This window comes from Geodermatophilus sp. SYSU D00814 (genome assembly GCF_054050055.1).
On record NZ_JBJGYP010000002.1, the window covers coordinates 101711 to 126216 of the forward strand.

The 24506-nt window shown below is 75.8% G+C and carries 19 protein-coding genes; 10 read left to right on the top strand and 9 right to left on the bottom strand.

The window, feature by feature from the left end:
* Window positions 1-15 precede the first annotated feature (15 nt).
* Window positions 16-2658, bottom strand: a complete 2643-nt coding sequence (locus tag ACI780_RS02075) for a LuxR C-terminal-related transcriptional regulator (protein WP_457000576.1) — start codon at window positions 2656-2658, stop codon at window positions 16-18.
* Between the two features lie 390 nt (window positions 2659-3048).
* Here ACI780_RS02075 and ACI780_RS02080 point away from each other — a divergent pair, with 390 nt between their 5' ends.
* The gene (locus ACI780_RS02080) at window positions 3049-3252 is read left to right on the top strand and encodes a hypothetical protein (protein ID WP_456869803.1); all 204 of its coding nucleotides are present in this window, start codon (window positions 3049-3051) and stop codon (window positions 3250-3252) included.
* Window positions 3253-3285: 33 nt separating this feature from the next.
* Here ACI780_RS02080 and ACI780_RS02085 read toward each other — a convergent pair whose 3' ends face one another.
* Window positions 3286-5919: a LuxR C-terminal-related transcriptional regulator gene (locus tag ACI780_RS02085; RefSeq protein ID WP_457000577.1), complete on the bottom strand. Its 2634-nt coding sequence runs from the start codon at window positions 5917-5919 to the stop codon at window positions 3286-3288.
* 285 nt (window positions 5920-6204) lie between these two features.
* On the opposite strand from ACI780_RS02085, the gene ACI780_RS02090 reads away from it, so the two are divergent.
* From ACI780_RS02090 to ACI780_RS02110, 5 genes are all read left to right on the top strand, one after another.
* Window positions 6205-6690 (top strand): DUF1269 domain-containing protein, encoded by a 486-nt coding sequence (locus ACI780_RS02090; protein ID WP_457000578.1) that lies wholly within the window; start codon window positions 6205-6207, stop codon window positions 6688-6690.
* Window positions 6691-6760: 70 nt separating this feature from the next.
* Complete coding sequence (locus ACI780_RS02095) at window positions 6761-7435, top strand: GAP family protein (protein WP_457000579.1); 675 nt, start codon at window positions 6761-6763, stop codon at window positions 7433-7435.
* A complete protein-coding gene (locus ACI780_RS02100) occupies window positions 7422-9170 on the top strand; it encodes a SulP family inorganic anion transporter (RefSeq protein WP_457000580.1) in 1749 nt (582 codons plus the stop codon). The genes ACI780_RS02095 and ACI780_RS02100 overlap by 14 nt, the downstream gene beginning before the upstream one ends.
* Window positions 9167-9880 carry a GAP family protein gene (locus ACI780_RS02105; RefSeq protein ID WP_457000581.1) on the top strand — a complete coding sequence of 238 codons (714 nt, stop codon included), beginning with the start codon at window positions 9167-9169 and terminating at the stop codon, window positions 9878-9880. The genes ACI780_RS02100 and ACI780_RS02105 overlap by 4 nt, the downstream gene beginning before the upstream one ends.
* A 79-nt stretch (window positions 9881-9959) precedes the next feature.
* Window positions 9960-10433: a DUF7144 family membrane protein gene (locus ACI780_RS02110; RefSeq protein WP_456869809.1), complete on the top strand. Its 474-nt coding sequence runs from the start codon at window positions 9960-9962 to the stop codon at window positions 10431-10433.
* Window positions 10434-10471: 38 nt separating this feature from the next.
* Here the strand turns inward: ACI780_RS02110 and ACI780_RS02115 are convergent, their stop codons facing one another.
* The 3 genes from ACI780_RS02115 to ACI780_RS02125 form a co-directional block, all read right to left on the bottom strand.
* Window positions 10472-10852, bottom strand: a complete 381-nt coding sequence (locus ACI780_RS02115) for an ATP-binding protein (protein WP_456869810.1) — start codon at window positions 10850-10852, stop codon at window positions 10472-10474.
* A gap of 289 nt (window positions 10853-11141) precedes the next feature.
* Window positions 11142-11462 (bottom strand): anti-sigma factor family protein, encoded by a 321-nt coding sequence (locus ACI780_RS02120; RefSeq protein WP_457000582.1) that lies wholly within the window; start codon window positions 11460-11462, stop codon window positions 11142-11144.
* A 51-nt stretch (window positions 11463-11513) separates the two neighbouring features.
* Window positions 11514-13340 carry a glycoside hydrolase family 15 protein gene (locus ACI780_RS02125; RefSeq protein ID WP_456869812.1) on the bottom strand — a complete coding sequence of 609 codons (1827 nt, stop codon included), beginning with the start codon at window positions 13338-13340 and terminating at the stop codon, window positions 11514-11516.
* Window positions 13341-13455: 115 nt separating this feature from the next.
* On the opposite strand from ACI780_RS02125, the gene ACI780_RS02130 reads away from it, so the two are divergent.
* Genes ACI780_RS02130 through ACI780_RS02140 form a run of 3 tightly spaced genes read left to right on the top strand, consistent with a single transcriptional unit; the run spans window position 13456 to window position 17866 of the window.
* Window positions 13456-14856, top strand: a complete 1401-nt coding sequence (locus ACI780_RS02130; protein ID WP_456869813.1) for a dihydrolipoyl dehydrogenase family protein — start codon at window positions 13456-13458, stop codon at window positions 14854-14856.
* Window positions 14857-14869: 13 nt separating this feature from the next.
* Window positions 14870-16135 carry a cation:proton antiporter gene (locus ACI780_RS02135; RefSeq protein WP_457000583.1) on the top strand — a complete coding sequence of 422 codons (1266 nt, stop codon included), beginning with the start codon at window positions 14870-14872 and terminating at the stop codon, window positions 16133-16135.
* 15 nt (window positions 16136-16150) lie between these two features.
* On the top strand, window positions 16151-17866 hold the full coding sequence (locus tag ACI780_RS02140) for an MOSC domain-containing protein (RefSeq protein ID WP_457000584.1): 1716 nt from the start codon (window positions 16151-16153) through the stop codon (window positions 17864-17866).
* A gap of 122 nt (window positions 17867-17988) precedes the next feature.
* Here ACI780_RS02140 and ACI780_RS02145 read toward each other — a convergent pair whose 3' ends face one another.
* Genes ACI780_RS02145 through ACI780_RS02160 form a run of 4 tightly spaced genes read right to left on the bottom strand, consistent with a single transcriptional unit; the run spans window position 17989 to window position 22039 of the window.
* Complete coding sequence (locus tag ACI780_RS02145) at window positions 17989-19602, bottom strand: GMC oxidoreductase (protein WP_457000585.1); 1614 nt, start codon at window positions 19600-19602, stop codon at window positions 17989-17991.
* Between the two features lie 12 nt (window positions 19603-19614).
* Window positions 19615-20544 carry a cyclase family protein gene (locus ACI780_RS02150; RefSeq protein ID WP_457000586.1) on the bottom strand — a complete coding sequence of 310 codons (930 nt, stop codon included), beginning with the start codon at window positions 20542-20544 and terminating at the stop codon, window positions 19615-19617.
* Complete coding sequence (locus ACI780_RS02155) at window positions 20541-21362, bottom strand: glucose 1-dehydrogenase (protein WP_457000587.1); 822 nt, start codon at window positions 21360-21362, stop codon at window positions 20541-20543. Before ACI780_RS02155 ends, ACI780_RS02150 begins: the two co-directional genes overlap by 4 nt.
* The gene (locus ACI780_RS02160) at window positions 21359-22039 is read right to left on the bottom strand and encodes a hypothetical protein (protein ID WP_457000588.1); all 681 of its coding nucleotides are present in this window, start codon (window positions 22037-22039) and stop codon (window positions 21359-21361) included. The genes ACI780_RS02155 and ACI780_RS02160 overlap by 4 nt, the downstream gene beginning before the upstream one ends.
* Window positions 22040-22233: 194 nt before the next feature.
* On the opposite strand from ACI780_RS02160, the gene ACI780_RS02165 reads away from it, so the two are divergent.
* Entirely contained in the window at window positions 22234-24495 is a 2262-nt protein-coding gene (locus ACI780_RS02165; protein ID WP_457000589.1) for a LuxR C-terminal-related transcriptional regulator, read from the top strand.
* The last annotated feature ends 11 nt before the right edge of the window (window positions 24496-24506 follow it).

The window sequence follows — 24506 nt, forward strand, 5'->3', positions numbered from 1 at the left end:
CTGCCCGCCCGGTTCCTAGAGCAGACCCCGCCGTTGCGCCGTCGCCACGGCACCGCGGCGGCTGGTGGCGCCGAGCTTCTGGTAGATGGAGCGCACGTGGGTCTTCACGGTGTTCACCGAGACCCGGTGGCTCTCGGCGATCTCCTCGAGGGTCAGCTGCGCCGGCAGGTGGCGGAGCACCTCCAGTTCCCGGGGGGTCAACGCCGGCCGGCCGGTGGCTCCACGATCCCGGAGGGCCGCCCGCAGGTCCTCGACGAGCGGGTCGAGCCGGCCGAACCGGCACGCGTGCTGGTCCAGGAGCGGGAGGACACCCGGGAGCTCCAGGAACACGTGCCGGGCCCCGAGGTCCTCGGCCGTGAGCAGGACCTCCCGCAGGGCCTCCCGCGTGCGTGCCGGCTGACCGGCACGCTGGGCGAGCAGGGCCTCGAGCAGCCACGCCAGCTGACGGGTCGTGGGCAGGAGGCAGTCCACGCCGCCCGCGAGCACCGCTGCCAGGCGGCGGCGGGCCGCGTCCCCCCGGCCCCGGGCGAGGTGCTCGCCGGCCGTCAGCACCTCCAGTTCCCCGCCGGCTCCCACCTCGTCCTCGAGGCGGACGAGCGCGTCCCGGGCCCAGTCCGGACGGCTGACGAGCCAGCTGCACCGGTGCTGCAGGAAGGCGACGTGCGCGACCAGCGCGGGCGGGGCGGGCCGGCCGTCGACGACGGTCCAGCAGTCCCGGAGCCGGCGGGCGGCGTCCGGCGGGTCGCTGCCGGTCTCCACGTCCAGGACCGCGTGCAGCGCCGTGGCCGACAGCAGGGCGACGGCGTCCGGGGCGTGGCGCAGCGTCCGGAGCGCCCGCTCGACGAGGTGGCGGGCGCCCAGGAGGTCCAGGCGCTGGTAGGCGCAGTGCGCGGCCTGCTGGAGGGCGAAGCCGACCTCCGGCGTCGCGAGCGATCCGCTGCGCGCGGCGATGCGGACGACCTCCTCGGCCAGCTCCCAGCTGCGTCGGAAGTCGCAGCCGGCGGCGGCCAGGGCGCTCATGGCGGCGGTCGTGCGCAGGAGGGCGTGGGGGTTGTGCCGGGCCGAGGCGATCCGGCCGGCCGTCGTCAGCTCGCGGTCGGCCTCCGCCAGCTTCCCCTCCATGAGGAGGACCGCTCCGCGGCTCTCCCTCAGCAGCAGGGTCACGTCGTCGTCACCGGTGACGCGGTCGCTGGCGTCGAGCGCCGCCGACGACAGCCCTAGGTCCACGTGGCGGGCGCGCTCGAGCGCCTCCAGGGCGCGCAGGCGGCTGCCGGTGGGCTCCTCTCCCTCACCGGTGGGCTCCTCGCGGGCGCCCGGCCGGGGCCCGGGGAGCACAGCAGCGGGGTCCCCCAGGGCCAGGTGCGCGAGGTTCTCCAGCCGGCGGGCACCAGGGGAGCTGCGCACCCCCGGATCCGCGCCGGCGACCAGGCGCTGCAGCGCACGGGCCCGGCCGTCCGCCAGCAGCGTGGGGCCGTGCCGGATGAGCATCCGGACGGCGAGGTCGCCGTCTCCACTGGCGAGCGCGTGGGTGAGCGCCCACTGGACCTGGTCGTGCTCGGCGAACCAGCAGGCGGCACGCGCGTGCGCCTCCGCGAGCCGCCCCGGGTCGGTCCGCTGCATGCCGAGCAGCAGGTGGCTTCGCAGCAGGGCGTGCACGCGGTACCGGCGTCCCGGGCCGGCCAGCCGCACCACGAGGGCGTTGCTGCGGTAGAGGTCCTCCAGCACCTCGGCCGCGGCGGGTTCGCCGCTCAGGGCGACGGCCAGCTCCGGCGTGAGCTGCTCGGGCACCGCGCAGACGCGCAGCACCGCGCGCTCCACCGGGCCGAGCCGGCCCAGGACCTCTGCGGCGAGGTAGTCGGCGACCGCCCGGTCGTCACCGGCGAGGTCCTGGACCACCGCACGGGGATCGGCGGCGCCCGCGAGGGTCAGCGCGGCGAGGCGCACGCCCGCCGCCCAGCCCTCCGTCCGCTCGACGAGCAGGCTGAGCCGGGCCTCGTCGAGGACGACGCCGTGGTGGCCGAGCAGCTCCCGGACCTCGCTCCGCTCGAGCGCGAGGTCCGCCGCCCGGATCTCGCGCAGCTGCCCCGACAGGAGCAGCCGCTGCAGGGCCAACGGAGGGTCGCGGCGCGTGGCCAGGACCAGCCGCAACCCGCTCGGCCTCCCGCGGAGGAGGTCGTCGAGGTCCGCGAGCACGTCCGCGGCGTGGATCTCCTGCACGTCGTCGAGGAAGAGCCACAGCGGTGGCCCCGACGGGTCGAGCAGCTCCTCGAGCCGGACGAGCGGCGGGACCTCGCCGAGGAGGACGGTCGACGCCTCGTACGTGGCCGCGGTCAACTCGTCCGGCGAGTCCCCGACCGCGGTGCGGACGGCGGCCAGGACCCCGGTCCAGAAGACGACCCGGTCGTTGTCGTTGCCGTCCAGGGACAGCCAGGCGACCCGGTGACCGCGCCGGGCACGGTCCTTCGCCCACGTCGACATGAGGGTGGTCTTACCGGCGCCGGCGGGCGCGGCCAGGAGGGTCACCGGGAGCTCGAGCCGCTCCTCGTCCGCGGTCCCGATCGAGGACGGCCGGGCCGGGGCGAGCTGGAGCAGCCACGTGCGGTCGATCACCGAGCGGCCGACGCGCGGCCGACGCAGCTTGCTCGCCGGGATCCGCATCGGCCCGACCTCTCCTCGGTCGTGTCCGGTGGGCGCAGGCGCGGGGCCTCGTCGGCCTGCGCCCGGTCCGCCTCGGCGGATCGTCCCGGGTGTTCCGGGGGCCCACTTCACCCGTCACGGGCGAGTCCGGGCGGGCACGCCGACGGGTGAGCGCCGGGGCACCCCGGGCGGGGTCCCTGACGGCCGCCCACCCCGCGGGTGTGCTCGAGCGGGGAGGAGGACGTCCGCCGGGCCGTGCCGGTGGGGCGGTCCTCATCCGGTGCGGGTGATCCGGTGGCGCGGGCCGACGGCCGAGGCTGCCCGACGTCACGGGGGCCACGGAGCCGACCGGGAGCCGGCCACCGCCCCCGACGGCGCAGCCCGCCGGGCCCGAGTTGCGGAGGGAAGACCGTGACGCGCTACGAGTTCCTGCTTCCCGGCCGGCTGTCGGACGACGTGTGCGCGGCGTTCCCGGAGCTGACCGCGCGGCCGGGGAGCACCGGTGGCACCGTGCTGTTCGGGCCGGTCGGGGACAGCTCCCACCTGCACGGCCTGCTGGCCCGCTTCCAGTCCCTCGGACTGACCCTCGTCGAGCTGCGTCAGCTGCCCGACTAGCCCGGACCGACGCCCGCGAGGGTGCGAGCGGCCTCAGAGCAGGCCGCGGCGCCGGGCGGTGGTGACAGCCTCGCGCCGGCTGGACGCGCCCAGCTTCTGGTAGATCGAGCGGACGTGCGTCTTGACGGTGTTGACCGACACCTGGTGGCGGGCGGCGATCTCCTCCAGGGTCAGCGGCGCCGGCAGGTCGGTCAGGAGCGCCAGCTCCCGCGGCGTCATCGGCACGAAGGGGTGGTCCGGCCGGGTGCGGGCCGCCGTGCGGATCCGCTCCACCACTGGATCGAGCCGGCCGAACCGGCCGGCGTGCTCGTCGAGCAGGGCGGGGATGCCGGGCACGTCGAGGAAGCCGCGGAAGGCGTTCATCTCCACTCCCGTCGTCAGTGCCTCGGTCAGCGCCTCGTGGCTGCGGGCCGACTGGCCGGCGACGGCGGCGAGCTGTGCCTCGAGCAGCCACGCCTGCTGCTGGAAGATCGGCATGAGGCACCGGAGCCTGCCGTCGAGGACCGGCGCCAGCCGGCGACGAGCAGCGTCGTGGCGGCCGCGCACCAGGTGCTCGAGCGCCTGCAGCGTGGCCAGCTCCCCGCCGGGTTCGGCGTGGTGCCCCAGGTGCTCCAGCGCCTCGGCCGCCCACTCGGGACGGCCTGCCAGCCAGGCGCAGCGGTGCTGGTGGAAGGCGAGGTGGATCGCCACCAGCGGTGAGAGCCGCTCACCGCCCGCACGGACCCAGCACGCGCCCAGCCGGCGGGCCGCCTCCAGCGGGTCCCCGCCCGACTCGAGGTCGACCACCGCGCTCAACCAGCGGATGGACAGCTGCATCGTCAGGTTCGGCGAGTCGTGCAGGACGGCCGCCGCCCGGGCCGCGAGGTGCCGGGCGCCCGCGCCGTCGAGGCGCTGCCGGGCGCAGCGCGCGGCCATCACCAGGACCGCCCCGACGTCGGCGCCGCGCAGGCTGCCCAGGCGTGCCGCCACCCGGACGGTCTCCTCGGCGTGCTCCCAGGCGGCCTCGAACCGGCCGCTGGTGGTCTCGAGCGCCGTCAGTCCGGTCAGCGCACGGACCAGGGCGTGTCCGTTGCCGGTGCTGCGGGCCAGGTCGGCCGCCTCCCGCCAGCCGGCTCCGGACTCCTCCACCCGGCCGGCCAGGTACAGCACCCGCGCACGGACGAGCAGCAGGAGCAGCCGCAGGTCGGGGTCGGCGACACCGGTGACCTCGGTCGTGGCATCGAGCGCGGCCGGTGACAACGCGAGGTGGTGGCGGGCCTGCTGCAGGGCGACGAGCGCGTCCAGCGGGTCGGTGTGCGGGCCGGTGGGGGCACCGTCGGCCGGTACCGGTGCGGTCAGCGCGGGCGTGTCCTCGACCTCCAGGGCGGCGAGCACGGCCAGCCGGGCCACGGCCGCGTCGGAGCGCAACGCCTCGGGAGCCGAGCGGATCAGCCGGTGCAGCACGGGCCTCCGACCGTCGGCGAGCAGTGCCGGCCCGTGCACCGTGAGCATCTCCGCGGCCAGGGCGGCGTCGTCGGTCTGCAGGGCGTGGCCGATGGCCCAGACCAGGTGCCCGCGCTCGGCGCACCAGACCGCCGTCCGGCGGTGTGCGACCGCCAGCGCCACCGGGTCGCTGCGCCGCAGCCCGGCCAGCAGGTGACCGCGCAACAGGCCGTGCACCCGGTACCAGTCGCCGTCCTGGGCCAGCCGGACCACCAGCACGTTGTCCCGGTGGAGCCGCTCGAGCACCTCCCCGGCGCTGCTGTCCCCGGTGAGGAGGACCGCCAGCTCGGCGGTCAGCTGCTCGGGCACCGCACACAGCCGCAGGACCCGACGTTCGGCCTCGCCGAGACCGGCGACGACCTCGGCGGCGAGGTAGTCCGCGACCTGGCGCTCGTCGCCGGCGAAGCGCTGCACCGCCACGTGCGGGTCCGGGGCGTCGGCGAGGGCGAGCGCGGCGAGCCGGACTCCTGCCGCCCAGCCCTCGGTGCGCTCCACCAGCAGCCGCAGGTCGTCGTCGGCCACCTCGACACCGTGCTGGCCCAGGACGCGGCGCACCTCGTCGGGGCCCAGCGCGAGGTCGGAGGCGCGGATCTCGCGCAGGCCGCCGGCCAGGCGCCACCGGTGCAGGGACAGGGCCGGGTCGCGCCGCGTGGCCAGGACGAGGTGCAGCCCGTCGGGAGGACGGCGGACGACCGCGTCCAGACCGCCGAGGACCTCCGGGTCGTCGACCTCCTGCAGGTCGTCGAGGAGCAGCCACAGCGGTGCCGGTGCCTGGGCGATCAGGAGCTCGAGGCGGACCGCCGGGGGCGGCCGCCACGTGCCCGCACCGGCAGGCGCGGCGCCCGCCGCGTCCCGGGGCGACGTGGCGGTCGTGCCGCGGACCGCCTCCATCACCGTGGCCCAGAAGACGTCCGGGTCGTTGTCCCCGCGGTCCAGTGACACCCATGCCACGCGTGCGCCGTGGTCGGCGCGGTCGCGCGCCCAGCTCGACATCAGCGTCGTCTTCCCGGCGCCGGCCGGTGCCGAGAGCAGCGTCACGGACGTGTCCGCCGCCCCACCGCCGTCGCCGTCGCCGTCGCCGTCGCCGTCGTCGCCCGGCGCCCGGGGGCGGTGGAACAGCCAGGTCCGGTCCAGGACGGCCTGGCTCAGCCGGGGACGGCGCAGCTTGCTCCTCAGCACCCGCATCCCGTTCGACCTCTTCTCGATCGATCCGGTCCGTGAGGCCGCCCCCAGCCCCTGTCCCACCTTTCGACACGACTTCGTGTCGGGGGAAGACCTCGGATGCACGGTCGGTGAGCACACGCGGCGCCGGGCGGCAGCGCACCACGCAGCGTGAGGGATCGCTGACTCGGGCAGGGCCTGGTCCGGCCCGCGGTGTGGGCGCTGTTCATCCGCCACAGGTGAGGGAGCGGCGGGGGTGTTTTCCCAGGGTGTGGGCACCCGACGTCCCCACCCCGAGGAGAAGGCGACATGGCCACGCTGACCGTCTGGCGGTTCGACTCGCCGCAGGGCGCCGACATGGCGCTCGACACCCTGACCGACCTCCAGAAGCAGGAACTGATCACCGTGCACGACGCGGCGACCGTCTCCTGGTACCCCGACCAGAAGAAGCCCAGGACCCACCAGGCCAACAGTCTCGTGGGCGGCGGCGCCCTCGGCGGTGGTTTCTGGGGACTGCTGCTGGGCCTGATCTTCTTCGTCCCGCTGCTGGGCGCTGCGATGGGTGCCGCCTTCGGGGCGCTCGCGGGGGCGATGGGGGACGTCGGGATCGACGACGACTTCATCCGGGAGGTCCGCGACCAGGTCACCCCGGGCACCTCGGCGCTGTTCGTGATGACCTCGGACGCCGTCCGGGACAAGGCGCGGGCCGCGTTCGAGCCGCACCACCCGCACCTGATCACGACCAACCTCTCCGGCGAGGAGGAGCAGCGGCTGCGCGCCGCCTTCGCCGACTGACCTGCTCCCGCACACCGGTGCCTGGATCCGCCGGGCGCCGGTGTGCCTTCCGCGGTGGAGGAGGTGGACCGTGGGCGAGGAGCTCGGGCAGCTGCTGCCGTACGCGGTGGGTGTGGCCATCAGCCCGGTGCCGGTCATCGCCGTCATCCTGATGCTGCTGGCCCCGCACGCCCGGGGCGCCAGCGCCGGGTTCCTGCTCGGCTGGGTGGCCGGCATCGTCGTGGTCACGACGCTGTTCGTGCTGCTGGCCGGCGTCGTCGAGCCGGCCGACGGTGGACCGTCGCCGCTCGTGTCGTGGGTGAAGGTCGTGCTCGGCGGACTCCTTCTGGCGGCCGGGGTCGCGCAGTTCCGTGCTCGTCCGCACCGCGGTGAGCAACCGGCGCTGCCGAGGTGGATGAGCGCGATCGACGAGGTGACGACGGGCCGTGCCCTCGGTCTGGGCGCCGTGCTGTCCGGGATCAACCCGAAGAACCTGGGGCTGTGCCTCGCCGCCGGGTCCACCGTCGGCTCCGCGGGCCTCGGCGCTGGGGGAGCGGCGGTGGCGGTGGGGGTCTACACCGTCCTCGCCGCCTCGACCGTGGCCGTGCCGGTGCTGGCCTACGCGGTGGCGGCCGAGCGGATGCGCAAGCCGCTCGACGGGCTGCACGGCTGGCTGGTGCAGGAGAACACCGTGATCATGGGCACGCTGCTCACCGTCATGGGCGCCGTGGTGGCCGGGCACGGGATCGCCGGTGTCGCGGCGTGAGCCGGGGTCCCGGCGGCTGGGCGTGCTCGTGCCGGCCTCACTGGCCGGGTACGAGGCGCGGTGGCTGCGCGCCGACGTCACCGCCGGCCTGACCGTGTGGGCGGTGCTGGTCCCGGAGTCCTTCGCCTACGCGACGATCGCCGGCGTCCCTCCGGTGGTCGGCCTCTACGCCGCGGTGCCGGCGCTGCTGCTGTACGCCGTCCTCGGCAGCAGCCGGCACCTCGTCGTCGGCCCGATGTCGGCCACCGCCGCGCTGTCGTTCGGCGTCGTCGCCGCCTTCACCGAGCCGGGCGGGGAGGACTTCGTCGCGTTCACCACGGGGCTCGCCCTCGTCGTGGGGCTGCTCGGTGTGCTCGCCGGCCTGCTGCGCCTGGGGTTCGTGGCCACCCTGATCAGCGAGCCCGTGCTCAAGGGCTTCGTCGTCGGACTGGCCCTGACGATCATCGTCGGCCAGCTGCCGGCGCTGCTGGGCGTCGAGGGCGTCTCGGGGGAGTTCCTCGGCAAGCTCACCGGCGTCCTGGGTGGTCTCGGCGACGTGCACCTGCCGACGCTGCTGGTCGGGGTCGGCAGCCTGGCCGCCGTCCTCGCGCTGCGCCACTGGCTGCCGCGCCTGCCGGGGTCGTTGGTCGTCGTCCTGGCCGGCGTGCTGCTCATGACCGTCTCCGACCTGCCCGACCGCGGGGTGGAGGTGGTCGGCGCGATCACGCCGGGCCTGCCGCAGCTGGGGCTGCCGGCCGGTCTGGACCCGGCCGACTACGCCGACCTCGTCGGGCCCGCGCTCGGCGTCCTCGTGGTCGGGTTCGCCGAGGGGCTGGGCGCGGCCAAGACCTACGCCGCCCGACGGGGCTACGACGTCGACACCGACCGCGAGCTGCTCGGCCTCGGTGCGGCCAACGTGGGCGCCGGCCTCGCCTCGGGGATGGTGGTCAACGGCAGCCTGTCCAAGACCGCGGTCAACGGTGCCGCCGGTGCCCGCTCCCAGCTGTCCGGCATCACCTGCGCGGTGCTGGCCCTGCTCACCCTCCTCTTCCTCACCGGGTTGTTCGAGCAGCTGCCCGAGGCGACCCTGGCCGCCGTCGTGGTGGCCGCGGTCGTCGACCTGGTCGACGTGGCCGCCCTGCGGCGGCTGTACCGGGTGTGGACCGGTCAGCGCGCCGGCCGGCTGCGGTGGCTGACCGCCCGGACCGACTTCGCGGCGGCGGCCACCGCGCTCCTGGGCGTGCTGCTGTTCGGCACGCTGCCGGGCCTGTGCATCGGGGTGGGCGTCTCCCTGCTGCTGGTCCTGGCCCGGTCATCCCGGCCGCAGGTGACCCGTCTGGGCCGGATCGGCGGCGAACGGGGTGGATCGTGGGTGGACCTCGAGCGGCACCCCGGCGCCGAGGAGGCTCCCGGCACGGTCGTGTTCCGCCTGGAGTCCGGCCTGTTCTTCGCCAACGCCGACCACGTGCGCGCCGCCGTGCGGGCGCTGCGGGACCCCGGCGTCGAGCGGGTCGTCTTCGACGGGCAGACGACGCCGTGGATCGACGTGACCGGCGCCGAGACCCTGCAGCTGCTGCGCGGGGACCTCGCGCGCGACGGTGTGCACCTGGTCGTCGTCCACCCGGTGGGACAGGTGCGCGACGTCCTGCACCGCGCCCTGGCGGAGGCGGAGCGTCCCGTGGTGTTCGACAGCGTGGACGGCGCCGTGGCCGACGGGCAGGCCACCGCCTGGCCGCGGACGGGGTCGGCCCCGTGACCGGCCTGCTGGGCGCGCTGGTCGCCCAGGGCATCGGCGTGGCGATGAGCCCGCTGGCCGTCGTGGTGCTCCTGGCGCTGCTGGGCACCCGCAATGCTCGGGTCAACGGGCCGGCCTTCGTCGCCGGCTGGGTCGCCGCCACCGTCGCGGTGCTGCTGGCCGGCGTCGCGATGGTGAGGGCGTTCGGCGGAGGACGACGAGGCGGGCCGCCGGCCTGGCTCGGCCCGCTGCACCTGGTCCTGGCCGCGCTGCTGGTGGCCGGTGCCGTGGTCGTCTGGCGTCGGGGCCGGGCGAAGGTGCTGCAGGCCGCGTTCGCGCCCACCGCGGGTGCCACTCTCGTCGCCGCACCCGCCCTGCCGGCGTGGCTGGCGTCGGTCGAGCGCTTCCGACCGGGCCGCTGCGCCCTCATCGGAGCGGCGGCGTTCCTGCTGAACCCGGTCGACGTCTCCTGCACGGTCGGCGCCGCCGTCGACGTGGCCACCATCGACGTCGGCGCGGTCGGGGCGTGGATCGCCGCGGCCGTGTTCGTGGTCATCGGCAGCGCGGCGGTCGCCGGCCCCGTCGCCTGGTACCTCGCCGTGCCCGACCGCGCCGCGGCGTCACTGCAGCGGTTGCAGGCCTGGATCGCGCGCCGCACGCACGTCGTCAACGCCGTCGTCATCGGTCTCATCGGCGTGATGCAGCTCGGCAAGGGCGTCAACGCACTCTGACGGCCCCTCGCGGCGCCCGTGCACCGCGCTCGCCCGCGATGGGTGAGGCGCCGGCCGCAGGCGTTCCGACGATGGGCGCATGACCACCAGTCAGCACTCCGGTCCGCGCACGGACACCGGCACCTCCGGCACCGCGCGGACCCCGGTCGGTACGCGAGGCACCACGGCCTGGGTCGGCATCGCCTGGTTCGCCGGCGCGATGGCGATGATCAGTGGCCTCGCCAACGTCATCAACGGCCTCATCGCCATCTTCGACGACGAGTACTACACCGTGACGGCCGGCGGCGAACTGCTCGTCTGGGACTTCACCGTCTGGGGCTGGGTGCACCTCCTGCTCGGTGTGGCGCTGTTCGCCCTCGGCGCCCTGCTCGTCGCACGGCCGACACCCGGCGTCCGGGTGACCGCGGCCTCCCTGGCCGGCCTGAACGCCGTCGCCCAGCTGGCCTACCTCGGCGTCTACCCCGTCTACTCGATCGTCGTCCTCGCGCTCGACGTGCTGGTCATCTGGGGACTGCTGGCCCACGGCCGGGACATCGAGGAGTCCCTCGCCTGAGCCGGTGCCGTCGGACGGCAGCCCCTCGGGCTCGGCGCTCAGGCCGCCTGCACGCAGGCCCAGACGTGCTTGCCGTCGTCCTCCACGGTCCAGCCGCGGACCCGGCACAGCCTGGCCACGAGGTGCAGGCCCAGGCCGCCGTCTGCCGGATCGCGGTCGACGGCGGGCACGGGCGGCTGCTCGACCGCGGCGTCGATGACGTCGACGAACCACCCTCGGCCGGTCGCGGTGGTGCGGACGTGCACCGGTGACCGGCCGTGCCGCAGGCCGTTGGAGGTCAGCTCCTCGTAGACCAGGAGCAGTCCGTCGAGGTCCACCGGCGCGCGGCGTCGCAGCCAGTCCGTGCCGACCATCCTCCGCAGACCGTTCCGCCCCAGCGTGAGGTCGATGGGCGTGCGCAGCTCCACGTCCCAGGTCACGGGCGGACACAGGGGGGCCAGGGGGAGCGGCTGTCGCGGCCACCACGTCTGCTCCATGGGTCACCCTCGGCTCGGGTCGTGCGCGGCTCGGGGCGTGAGCGCCCCGGCGCCGGGCGGACGGTCCGGGTGGGGGTCAGGACCGCCCACACAGGCCGTTTCTGTTCCGGATCAGGAGCGTAACCCCCCGTTGCTCGGGGTCACCTCGCGTTCGGTCAGGACACCGAGAGGCGTGACGCCGCGACGACGACCGGTGCCGGACGGTGACCACCGAGCCGACCGGCCCGCCTCGTCAGGACGGCAAGGACGACGGTGAGGAGCCCGGCGGCCACCCGTCGCCGTGCAGGGCGGTGAACACGTCGAGCAACCGCTCCCGGGCGGGCGCGGGGAGGGTGGGGGTGGGCAGCGCCCGCGCCGCGGCCGTGGTCGCGCGGATCTGCTCGAGGTAGACCCGGCAGGCGTCACAGAGCTCGAGGTGTTCGGCGACGGCGCGCTCGACCTCCGGGGGCAGGGCTCCCTCGAGGTGGTCGGTGACGAGCTCCACGAACTCCCTGCAGGCGACCTCCACGACGTCGGGTCCGGCGGCCGGTCGGGGTGCCGGGGGTTCAGCCACGCTGCTCTCCTTCCCCCGCGGCGTCGCGGTACACGGTGCGGGCGGGGGACGTCACCGGGCCTGCTCGGCCTGGTGGATCGCCCACGCCGCGTTCACCAGCCCGATGTGGCTGAAGGCCTGCGGCACGTTGCCGAGCTGCTCGCCGGTGACCGGGTCGACCTCCTCCGACAGCAGGCCGAGGTCGTTGACGAACGCGGCGGCCCGCTCGAACACCTCGCGCGCCCGCTCCACCTGGCCGGACAGCGCCAGCGCCTGGGCCAGCCAGAAGGTGCACAGCAGGAACGTGCCCTCCTCCCCGGCCAGGCCGTCGACGCCCTCCTCGGTGCGGTAGCGGTAGACGAGTCCGCGCTCGTCGGTCAGGCGCTCGGCGACGGCGTCGATGGTGGCCAGCATCCGGGGGTCGTCCGCGGGCAGGAAGCCGACGATCGGCAGCATGAGGTTGGAGGCGTCCAGGGCCGTGCCCCCGAAGTACTGGGTGAAGGCGCCGGCCTCCTCGTTCCAGCCCTGCTGCAGCACGGTGTCGGCGATCTCCTCGCGGACCTTCGCCCACTCGTCGACGCGGTGCTCGCAGCGCAGCTCGGGAGCGAGCGCGATCGCCCGGTCCAGGGCCACCCAGCACATCACCTTGGAGTACAGGAAGTGCTTCGGTTCGCCGCGCACCTCCCAGATGCCCTGGTCGGCGTCCCGCCAGCGGACGGCGGCGGTGTCGGCGCACGCGGCGAGGAACCACCGCGTCTCGTCGTCGAGCGCCGGCAGCTGGTCGGCGAGGCGGGCGGCGGCCCCCAGCAGCTCGCCGTAGACGTCGACCTGGCGCTGGTCCCACGCGCCGTTGCCCACCCGCACCGGGCGGCTGTCGCGCCAGCCGCGCAGGTGCCCCAGGGTCCGCTCGCTGAGGTCGTGCTCGCCGCCCACGCCGAACATGATCTGCAGCGACATGTCCGGGCCGATGCCGCCGGCGCCGGCGGTGGTCATGAACGCGAAGAAGTCCTCGGCCTCGTCGGGGCAGGCGGCGACCCATAGGGCCTCCATGGTGAAGCTGGCGTCGCGCACCCAGGCGTAGCGGTAGTCCCAGTTGCGCTCCCCGCCCACGCCCTCCGGGAGGGACGTCGTCCCGGCGGCGACCACGGCGCCGCTGGGCTGGTAGGACAGCCCCTGCAGCACGCGGCCGCTCAGGTGCACGAGGTCCGCCCACGGGCCGTCGTAGGACTGGTGCAGGTCGCACCAGGACTCCCACGACGTCAGGGTGCGGTCGAGCAGCCCGGCCAGCTCCTCCTGGGACCAGACGTGCGCGGCCACCTGGTCGCCGAGCGTGCTGCGCTGCAGCGCCAGGTGGACGACGTCGCCCTCCCGCAGGTGCAGCCGCGCCCGGGCGCGCCCGTCGGCCAGCGTGGCCTCGGTGGGCACGGTGAGCACCAGCCAGTCCGCCCCGCCCCGCGCCGCCACCCCGCCGTCCACGTGCGACAGCAGCGGTGCGATGAGCCCATACTCCGGCCGCGGCCGGTAGTCGACCAGGACGTCGACCTCGCCGGAGGTGCAGGCCAGCCGGCGGACCAGCACGTGCGGGACGTCGGTGCCCAGCCGGTGCCCGTGGTTGTCCGGGCCGAGGCCGAGGGCGTCGGTGAGCTGCAGCTCGCCGCCGGCCGTCCGGAACGTGGTCTCCAGTGCCAGTGAGCGCCCGGCGTAGCGGCGGGTCGCCGTCCACTCCGCCTCCGGCTGCACCGACCAGTGGCCGGCGTCGTCGTCGAGCAGGGCGGCGAAGACCGCCGGACCGTCGAAGCGCGGGAAGCACAGCCAGACGACGGTGCCCGCCCGGTCGACGAGCGCACAGGAGTGCCGGTCGGACAGGAAGGCGTGGTCGGCGATCGGGGTCGAGCTCATGGGGGTCTCCCGGGGTCGGCGGTCTCACCGGTGCAGTCGTGCCGGACCGGCGGGCCGTTACGCGTAACGCCGGGCGCGGGGTGGCGGACGACGGCAGCGAGTCCGAGGAGGCCCGATGTCCGAGATCCGTCCCGCAGCGCTCGAGGTCGACGTCGTCGTGGTCGGGGGAGGCCCGGCGGGAGAGGTGGCCGCGGGCCGGTGCGCCGACCGCGGCCTCGACACGGTGCTGGTCGAGTCCGAGCTGGTCGGCGGGGAGTGCTCCTACTGGGGGTGCATCCCCAGCAAGACGCTGCTCCGGCCGGGCGAGGTGCTGGCCGCGGCCGGGCGGGTGCCGGGCGCCGCGGCGGCCGTGACCGGACCGGTCGAGGTGGCGGCCGCGCTGGCCCGGCGCGACCTCATGACCTCCGGCTGGATGGACCACGGTCAGGAGCGCTGGCTGGCCGACCACGGGGTCCGGCTGCTGCGGGGCACGGGGCGGCTCACCGGCCCCCGCCGGGTGTCGGTGGAGGGCGGCCCGACGGTGGCGGCCCGGCGCGCGGTCGTCCTCGCCACCGGCAGCGGCGCGGCGGTGCCACCGGTGCCCGGGCTGGCCGAGGTGGGCGCCTGGGACAACCGGGCGGCCACCGCGGCCAAGGCGGTCCCCGAGCGGCTGGTCGTGCTCGGCGGCGGCGCCGTGGGGCTGGAGCTGGCCCAGGCGTTCTCCCGGCTCGGCGCCGCGGAGGTGACCGTGGTCGAGGCCGGCCCGGCGCTGCTGCCCCGCGAGGAGCCCTTCGCCGGCGAGCAGGTCCGGGAGGCCCTCGTGCGGGAGGGCATCGCCGTGCACCTGGACACGCGGCTGACCGGGATCCGGCGCGACGGCGCCGACGGGCCGGTCCGCGCGACGCTGAGCACCGGGCGCGAGGTGACCGCCGACGAGGTGCTGGTGGCCACCGGCCGCCGGCCGCGGACGGCCGACCTCGGGCTGGACAGCGTCGGGCTCGAGCCCGGCCGGCCGGTGGCGGTCGACGACCGGCTGCGCGCCACCGGTGTCCCCGGCGGCTGGCTGTACGCGGTCGGCGACTGCACCGGCCTCGCGCCGCTGACCCACATGGGCAAGTACCAGGCGCGGATCGCCGCCGACGTGATCACCGGCAGGGACGTCCGCGACCGCGCCAGCCGCGACGCCGTGACCCGGGTGACCTTCACCGACCCGCAGGTGTGCGCGGTGGGGCTCACCGCTGCCGAGGCGCGGCAGCGGGGGATCGCCGTGCGGGTCCTCGACGTCGGCACCGGCGACGTGCCCGGCGCCTACGTGCTCGGCGACGGGCTGGGGGGCACGACGCGGCTGGTGGTGGACGAGGCGTCCGGCGTGCTGGTCGGCGCCACGATCACCGGCAGCGGCGTCCAGGAGCTGCTGCACTCGGCCGCGGTGGCGGTCGCCGCGCGCCTCCCGCTGAGCGAGCTGCGGCACGCCGTCCCGGCGTTCCCCACGGTGGCCGAGGTCTGGCTGCACGCCCTCGACGCGGCTGGTGTCTGAAGGGAGACCCCCGGTGCCCGACCTGTCGTTCACCAACCTGCTCGTCGTCGCCGCCGTCGCGGCGGCGGTCCCGCTGGCGCTGGGGTGGGCCCCGCGGCTGCGCATCCCGTCGGTGGTCCTCGAGATCGTCGCCGGGGTGCTGCTCGGCCCGTCGGTCCTCGGCTGGGTCGAGGCCGACGTCCCGGTGCAGGTCCTGGCCCTGTTCGGGCTCGCCTTCCTGCTGATGCTGGCGGGGCTGGAGATCGACCTGCGCGGGCTGCGCGGGCCGCTGCTCGCCCTCACCGGCCTGGGCTACGCGGTCGGTGCGGTGCTCGCCGTGGGGGTGGGGCTGGCGGCGCAGGCCGCGGGCTGGACGACGGCGCCGCTGTTCCTGGCCGTCGCCCTGACCGCGACCTCGCTCGGCCTCGTCGTCCCGGTGCTCAAGGACGCCGGCCGTGCGGGGGACGCCGTCGGGCAGACCGTCATCGCGGCGGCCTCGGTCGCCGACTTCGCCGCGATCGTGCTGCTGTCGCTGCTGTTCTCCACCTCCGGTGGGGGCGCGGGGACGACCGCCGCCGTCCTCGCGGGCTTCGGGCTCCTCGTCGTGGTGCTCGCCGTCGGTGTCGGCCGCGTGCGGATGTCGATGCGGCTCGGCGACGTCCTCGTCCGGCTGCAGGACACCACGGCCGAGATCCGGGTCCGGCTGGTCGTGCTGCTGCTGGTCGCCTTCGCCGCGCTCGCCGAGCGGCTGGGGCTGGAGGTGATCCTGGGCGCCTTCCTCGCCGGCGCGCTGGTGGGGCTGGTCGACCGGGACTCCTCGTCGCACCCGAGGTTCCGCGCCAAGCTCGACGCCATCGGCTACGGGTTCCTCGTCCCGGTGTTCTTCGTCAGCAGCGGCGTGCAGCTGGACCTGCGCGGCCTGGTCGAGGAGCCCGCCGCACTCCTGCGGGTGCCGGCGTTCCTCGTCGCCCTGCTCGTCGTCCGCGGGATCCCCGCGGTCCTGTACCGCCGCACGCTGGGAGGGGCCGGCTCGCTGGCCGCCGGCCTGCTCCAGGCCACCTCGCTGCCGTTCCTGGTCACCGCCGCGCAGATCGGCGCGGAGACCGGCCGGTTGTCGGCGACCACGGCCGCGGCGCTGGTGTTCGCCGGGCTGCTCTCGGTGCTGGTGTTCCCCGCGGCCGCGCTCGGCACACTGGGCCGTCCGTCCACGACCGCGGTCCCCGAGCCGCGTCCGGCCCCGGCCCGCGAGGCCGGCGCCGTGGACGCCGGCCCGGTCCGGGGAGGCCCGGCGCGGCCCTGATCGTCCGGAGGTCCCATGACCCCGTCCGGCCGGCTGGTCGCGGTGTCCGTCGGCCGCCCGCGCACGGTCCCCTGGCGGGGCAGGCAGGTCGAGACCGCGATCTGGAAGACCCCCGTCACCGGCCGCCGGTGGGTGCGCCGGCTCAACGTCGACGGCGACGCACAGGCCGACCTCGTCGGTCACGGCGGCGAGCACCGCGCCGTGTTCGTCTACCAGCGGGAGTCCTACGCCCACTGGGAGCGCCACCTCGGCCGGCGGCTGCCCGACCCCGGCACCTTCGGGGAGAACCTCACCGTCGAGGGGCTGGCCGACGACGAGGTCTGCGTCGGCGACCGGCTGGCGATCGGCGGCGCGGTCCTCGAGGTCACCCAACCCCGGGTCACCTGCCACAAGGTCGGGATCCGCCTGGACGAGCCGCGGATGCCGGCGCTGCTGACCGCGCACGGCCGTCCCGGCTTCTACCTGCGCGTGCTGCAGGAGGGCGAGGTCGGGGCGGGTGACCCGGTCCGCGTCGTGCACCGCGACCCCGCCGGCCTGACGGTGCGCCGCGTCTCGCAGCTGCTGTACACGCCGGCGCGGGACGAGGCCACGCTGCGCGCGGCCCTCGGCGTCGCGGCCCTGTCGGAGGGCTGGCGGGAGTCGTTCCGGCAGCTGCTGGCGGCCGGCGACCGGCCGGGCAACGCGGGGCTGGCGCCGCAGGCCGCGGCCGATCCCGCGTACCCGGGGTTCCGCCCGTTCACCGTGACCCGGGTGGTCCGCGAGTCGGCGCTCGTCGTCTCGGTCCACCTCGTCCCCGGGGACAGCGGCGCGGCGCCCCCCTGGCTGCCCGGCCAGTACGTGTCCGTGCGCCTGACCGACGCCGACGGGCCGGTGGTCCGCAGCTACTCGCTGTCCGTGCCGGCGGGTCCGGAGCTGCGGATCTCGGTGAAGCGCGAGGGCCGGGGGAGCGGCCTGGTGCACGCCCTCGCCGTGGGCGCCCGGGTGGAGGTCGCGGCGCCGCGGGGGAGCTTCGGCTTCGACCCGCACGCCCCGGGTCCGGCCGTGCTCCTCAGCGCCGGCATCGGGGTCACGCCGGTGCTCGGCTGCCTGCTCGCCCAGGCCGCCACCCGGCCCGAGCGGCGGCTGGTCTGGGTGCACGTCGCCCGCTCACCGGCGGAGCACTCCTTCGCCGCGGAGGCCGACGCGGCGCTGGCGCGGATGCCCGCGGCCGTGCGGCACGTGCGGTACACGGCCCCGGGCGCCGCGGCGTCGGCGGACGCGGCCGGCCGGCTCACCCTGGACGCCCTCGGCGAGCTGGGCGTGGACGCCTCCCACGCCGCGTACGTGTGCGGGCCGGACGGGTTCGCCGCGGACGTGCGGCGGATGCTCGACGCCCTGGGGGTGCCGGGCGCCGCCGTCCACGTGGAGTCCTTCGGGACGGCGCCGGCAGCAGGCGGGACGCCGGCCCACCCGCCGGAGCCCCCCGCGCCGGGCGGGGCGGCGGTGACCTTCGCGCGGGCAGGGGTCACCACCGCCTTCGACCCCGCGCGGTGGGCCAGCCTGCTGGAACTGGCCGAGGCCTGCGACGTGCCGGTGCGCTGGTCGTGCCGCACCGGCGTCTGCCACAGCTGCGAGACCGCCCTGGTCGACGGCGCCGTCGCCTACGACCCCGCACCGGTGGAGGCGCCGGGCGGTGAGCTGGTCCTGGTCTGCTGCGCCCGTCCGACCGGCCCGGTGACCCTCGACCTGTGAGGGCGGCGTGCCCGCGGTCAGGCGGCGGCGGGCGGCGGCGGGCCGCGAGATCCGCGGTCTCGTGGCCTTCAGCGGCTGATCACCACGAGACCGCCGATCTCGGGGCTGGAGGAGCGCCCGGGTCAGCGGACCACGCCGACGGCCGGACCGGCCTCCCGCGGTGCCGGCAGGCCCACGGGCGCGGCGGCCTGGACCCCGAGCCGGCCCGCGATCTCGTCGGCCACCCGCAGCGCGTTCGCGATGATCGTCAGCGTCGGGTTCACCGCCGTGCTGGAGACGAAGAAGCTCGAGTCGGCGACGTAGAGGTTGTCGACCTCGTGCATCCGGCAGTCCAGGTCCAGCGGTGCCGTGGCCGGGTCCGGGCCGAAGCGGATGGTGCCGTTCTGGTGGGCCACCCCTCCGATGCCGAGCTGCCCCCCGGCGTACTGCCGGTTCTCGTAGACGTCCGGCTCGCAGTGCAGGGAGTCCAGCAGGCCCATCAGCCGCATCCGCAGCCGCGCCACCTCGGCGGCGTTGGTGCGGGTGTAGCTCAGCCGGATGCCCCCGTCGCGGTCCACGCTCACCCGGTTCTCGTCCAGCGGCAGGTCCTCGGTGGTCAGCCAGAAGTCGATCGAGTGACGGGCCAGGTCGGCCGGATCCCGCGCGTCGGGGACGTCGAAGCCGATGAGGACCGCGTCGCTCTTGCCGTTCATCTGGATCGAGCCGACCGGGTACTCCCAGTCGGGGTCGAACGGGTCGGACCAGTAGAGGTCGTTGACCCCGAGCGTCTTCTGGAAGCGCGTCGGGTTGGGGGTCTTCGAGAACGCGACCAGCCCGGAGTTGTTGTGCAGCATCAGGTGCCGGCCCACGTGCCCGGACCCGTTGCCCAGCCCCGCCGGGTGCCGGTCGCTCGCCGAGGCCAGCAGCAGGGCGGCGGAGTTGATCGCACCGGCGGCCAGCACGACGACGTCGGCGGTGTACTCCTCCCGCTGCCCGTCGCGGTCGACCACCACGCGGCTGACGCTGCGCCCGGAGGGGTCGGTCTCCAGCCGCACGACCCGCGCCCGGGTCCGCAGCGTCACGTTCGGGTGCCGCAGCGCGGGCTCCACGGTCATGACCTGCGCGTCGGCCTTGCCGTTCACCAGGCACGGGAAGCCGTCGCAGGTGGCGCAGCGGATGCACGCCGACAGGTGCGGCGCGGCCTCGTCGAGCAGGATGCCGTTCGGCAGCGAGAACGGGTGCAGCCCGGCGGCGGTCAGGTCCGCGCGCAGCTGGGCGATGCGCGGCTCGTCGCTGATCGCCGGCCAGGGGTAGGGCCCGGCGGCGGGTGGCTCGTCGGGGTCCTCGCCGCGGGTGCCGTGCACCTGGTAGAGCTGCTCGGCCCGGTCGTAGTACGGCGCGAGGTCGGCGTAGGAGATCGGCCACGCCGGTGAGACGCCGTCGACGTGCTGCACCGGGCCGAAGTCCCGCTCGCGGAACCGGTAGAGGATCGCGCCGTAGAACTTGGTGTTGCCCCCGACGTAGTAGTGCTGCTTCGGGGTGAACCGGCGGCCGTCGGCGGCGTCGGTCCACTGGCCGCTGTTGGCGTAGCGCTTGTCGGCCCACAGCGCCTGCGGGTCCCAGTTCTGCGGTTCGCGGTGCAGCCAGTCGCCCCGCTCGAGCACCAGCACCCGCTTCCCGGTGGGGGCCAGCGCCCAGGCGACGGCACCACCGCCGGCACCCGAACCGATGACGACGACGTCGGCGTGCTCGGCCATGGCGTGGCCTCCTCAGGTGATCGCGAGCGGGGTGACCCAGGCGCCGGTGGCGCCGCGCAGCTTGGCGTGGCTGACGACGAGCAGGAACTCGCGCAGCCCGTCGGCGGCGGCCTCGGCGAGCCGCAGGTTCTCCAGCACGACGACGCCGTGCCGGACGTTGAGGGTCTGGGGGACCACGAACGGCTCGTCCGGGTCCTCCGCCGGCACCGGGCCGTAGCTCCAGGTGTCGCAGCCGGTGAGCGCGACGCGGTGCGCGGCCAGCCACCCGGCCAGCTGCGTGCCGGGCCCCGGCTCCCCGGCCGAGTAGCGCTCGCCGTCCTCCCACAGCGAGCCCCAGCCGGTGTGGAACAGCACCCCGTCCCCGGGCCGCAGCTCCCGGCCGCCGAGGGCGGCCTCGGCGTCGGCCACCGTGACGACGTCGCCGGGGCCCAGCCGCTCGACGCCGCGCACCGCGGCGACGTCGAGCAGCAGCCCCCGGGTGAGGACCTGCGGCAGCGTGTCCACCCCGAGCCGGTTGGTGCCGTGCTCCTCGGCGATGTCGGACAGCCGGTGCCCGTTGTAGGTGCGGTCCCCGACCTGCAGGTGGTTGAGGGCGTCGAGATGGGTGCCCATCTGCTGGGTGGCCGTGATCTGCTCGACGACCCAGTTGACCGCGTTGCGGCCCCAGCCCTCCGGGCCGCCGCCGGGACGGCGGCGGTTGACGTGGTGGGCGTTCGTGGTCAGGTAGGAGCGGAAGGTGCGCCCCGGGAACGCCGGGACGTCGGCGTGCAGCACGTGCGCGAGGTCGTGCACCCGCCCCTCGCGCACCAGCCCGACGGCGGCGAGGACCGTCGCCGGGGTGATCTCGTTGAGCGCGCCGGCCTGGTCGAGCGGACCCCACCGGGAGGGGAACCACCCCGCCGTCCGCTCGGCGACCGAGGGGGCCCGCGTCAGCGTCGTCATTCCGAGGACCAGGTGGTCTCGAAGGACGGGTAGAGGGTCAGCCCGCCGTCGACGAACAGCGTCTGGCCGGTGATGTAGGCGGCCTCGTCGGAGCAGAGGAACGCCGTCGCCGCCGCCATCTCCTCGGCGCCACCCGCGCGGCGCATCGGGATGTGGCTCTCCACCATCTGCTTCTTGACCGGGTCGTCGATCCACGAGCGGTTGATCGGCGTGACCGTGGCACCGGGGCCGATGCCGTTGACCCGGATGCCGCGGCCGGCGTACTCCAGCGCGAGCGTGCGGGTGAGGTTCTGCATACCGCCCTTGGAGACGGAGTAGCCGACGAACCGCGGCTTCGGGATGACCTGGTGGACGCTGGAGACGTTGACGATGCTGCCGCCGCCCCCTGACGGCAGCCAGGAGCGGATGGCCTGCTGCGCGCACAGGAACGCGCCGCGCAGGTTGACCGCGAGGACCTTGTCGAACGCCGCCACCGGGAGCTCGTCGGTGTCGCCGGCGATCTGGATCCCGGCGTTGTTGACCAGGATGTCGATGCGCCCGTACTCCGCGTGCACCTGCTCGAACATCGCCGCGACCTCGTCCTCCCGGGAGACGTCCGCGGCGACGAGGACGGGACGGGTACCGGCGGCCGACATCTCCTTCATGCAGATCTCGACGCCGTGCTCGATGGCCTCCCTGGTCTCCTCGGCGCCGTCGGGCGGGCCGACGTAGTTGATGGCGACGTCGACGCCCTCCTCGCCCAGCCGGATGGCGATCGCCTGCCCGATGCCGGAGCTGCCGCCGGTGACCAGTGCCTTCCTGCCCTGCAGACCCTTCACGTCCCGCTCCCTCGGAGAAGTGACCGCCCGTGCTGGAAGAACCGGACGGCGTCGTGCGTGCTGGTGATCCGGTCCGCCGTGACGGCGGCGCCGAACGGTGCGTTCCAGAACCCGTCCCGGGCCGGCGGTCCGCCGTGCGGGCCGACGTAGAGGTAGGGCTCCGGGGAGGCCTCGTCGCCGGGGGAGCAGCCGTAGTTGACCGCGCCGAGCGTGACGCCGAGGTCGAGGTGCTCGGGCCACAGCACCGGCTCCACCGGCTCGCCGGCCGCCGTGGCGAAGCGGCGCAGCGCCGCCTCACCGAGCGCGAGCCAGCCGGCGAGCCGGCGGGCGGCGGCCGGGTCCACCGGCAGCGGCGCGTCCGGGTCGGCCGGTGTGGCCGGTGCGTAGCTGCCGCGCAGCCCGAGCTCGACGCCGGCGACCTGCGCCGCCCGGCCGAGCGTGGTCAGCGGCTCCGAGCGGGTGCCGTCGCGGCCGGTGACCACGAGCCCGCCGCCCACGACGGCGAGCTGCCGGTCCCCGAGACCCACCGTCGTGGCCAGGCCCCCGGGCCACGCCCGCAGCCGGATGGTGCCCGCGGCGGCGAACTGCCCCGCCGCGAGGACGTGCTCGGCCACCCGGTGCCAGCTCTCCCGCGTTGCCGCCAGGACCTGCCGGACCTGCGGTGCCGTCGTCGTCATGCCCCGGAGTCGCACCGGGGGGCCGTGGCGTTACACCGGCCGGCTCCCGGGGTCCCTGGGCAGATGCGGCCGGAGTGCCCTGTCGCGGCCGGTGTCCTCCCTGCCAGGCTGCGCACCACCCGAGGGGTGCGCCTGCGGCGTGCCGGGAGGGAGCGGGCCGGGCCATGAGGCCGTCGTCGGTGCAGCAGGTCCCCGTGGCGCCCGTGCCCCGGGGGCCGGTGCGGCTGCCCGGGCCGCGGACGGGCGGCACCGGACCCGTCCTCACCACCAAGCTGTTCGTCCCGGCGCTGGGCACCCGCCCGGTCGAGCGGCCGCGGCTCTACGACCGGCTCGCCGCAGCGGTGCACGCGAGGCTGACCGTGGTGGTCGCCCCGGCCGGGTGGGGGAAGAGCACCCTCGTCGGCCAGTGGCTGCGCGGGCTCGGGCTGCGCAGTGGCTGGCTGTCACTGGACGCCGCCGACGACGACGTCACCCGCTTCTGGCGGTACCTGCTCCTCGCCGTGCACCAGGCCGATCCGTCCGTCGCCGCCGCCGCGCTGCACCGGCTGGACGCGGCCGGCGCCGACGTCGAGCGCGACGTCCTGCCGGAGCTGGTCAACGAGCTGGCCGACGCCGAGCAGGACCTGGTGCTGGTGCTGGACGACTACCACGTCGTCGAGAGCGCAGCGGTGCACCGGTCGGTCGCCACGCTGCTCGAGCGCGCGCCGGGAGCGCTGCACCTCGTGGTCGTGTCCCGGACCGACCCGCCACTGCCGCTGGGCAGGCTGCGGGTGGCGGGCACCCTGGTGGAGATCCGCGCCGACCAGCTGCGCTTTACTGCCGAGGAGGCGGCGCGCATGCTCCACCGGGCCGCGGTCCCCGACCTGTCCGCCGACGAGGTGCAGCGGCTCGTCGCCCGGACGGAGGGGTGGGCGGCCGGGTTGCAGCTGGCCGGGCTGCGGCTGGCCGACCGGGCCGACCGGCAGGCCCGGCTGGAGTTCGTCGACCGGTTCACCGGCGCCGACCGGCACGTCGTCGAGTACCTAGGCGAGGAGGTCCTGGGGTCCCTGGCACCGGACCTGCGGGACTTCCTGCTGCAGACGTCGGTGCTGCCGCGGCTGTGCGCACCGCTGGCCGATGCCGTCACCGGACGCGACGACGCCGTCCGGCTGCTGGACCGGATCCGGCGGGCCGGCCTGTTCCTCAGCGCGCTCGACGAGGAGGGCCGGTGGTTCCGCTACCACCAGCTGTTCCGCGACCTGCTGCGCTACGAGCTGGAGCTGTCCCGGGTCGCGGACGCGGAGGTGCTGCACCACCGGGCGGCCACCTGGTTCGCCGACCACGGGGAACCCGGGGAGGCGATCGGGCACGCCCTCGCGTCGGGGGACGCCGGTCTCGCCGGCGAGCTGGTCGGCCAGGCGTGGCCGGCGCAGTTCAACCTCGGCCACCTGCAGACCGTGCAGGGCTGGCTGGACGCGCTGCCGCCGGCCCAGGTCGCCGCCGATCCCCGGCTCACGGTGGCCCGGGTGTGGCTGCACCTGGACCGCGGACGGCTCGACGAGGCCGGCGCCGTCCTGGCGGCTGCCGACTCCGTCGCCGCCGACGACCCGCACGTGGGGGTGCTGCGGGCGCTGCACGCGTTCAAGACCGGTGACCTGCCGCGGGCCACGGAGCGGCTCGCGGCACTGGCCGGCCGGCCCGCCGACCCGTTCCTCCTCACCGTGCAGCACCTGGTGAGCGGGTTCTGCGCGCTGTGGCGAGGCGAGCTGGACCGGGCGGCGGAGCGGCTGCGCTCCGCGGCGGCCTCGGCCGAGGACTCCGACAACCGGCTCGCCCAGGTCTACGCCCTCGGTGGGCAGGCGCTGGTCGCGGTGCTCGCCGGGGACCTGCGGGGGGCCGAGGCGGTGCTCGCCCGGTGCTCCGACGTCGTGTCGGGCGCCCACGTCGACGCCCACTTCGTGGCGATGGTCCCCGCCCTGGCCGCGGCGCGGCTCGCCCTGGGCCGCGGACGGTGGCGTGAGGCCACCGTCGCCGCCGAGGCCGCCGTGGAGCTGGCCGGCCGCGGCGCCGGGCGGGTGGAGCTGGCCGCCGCCCTCGTCACCGCCGCGGAGGCGGCCCGACTCGCCGGAGGGGGTGCCGGCGCGGACGCCGGCGAGGCGCCGGACGCCCGGCTCGCCGCCGCCGTCGCGGTGCTCCGCGGCTGCGCCGACCCCGGTCCGACCGTCCGGGACTGGCTCGCCCGCGAGCAGCGGGCCCGCCGCACCCACCCGTCGGCGGCGCTGGCCGAGCCGCTCACCGAGCGCGAGCTCGCCGTCCTCACGCTGCTGCCGACGACGATGTCGCAGCGGGAGATGGCCGGTTCGCTGTTCGTCAGCCCGAACACGGTGAAGACGCACCTGCGGTCGGTGTACCGGAAGCTGGGCGCGGAGTCCCGGGACGACGCGGTGCTGCGCGCCCGGTCGCTGGACCTGCTCTAGGACCCGCGACC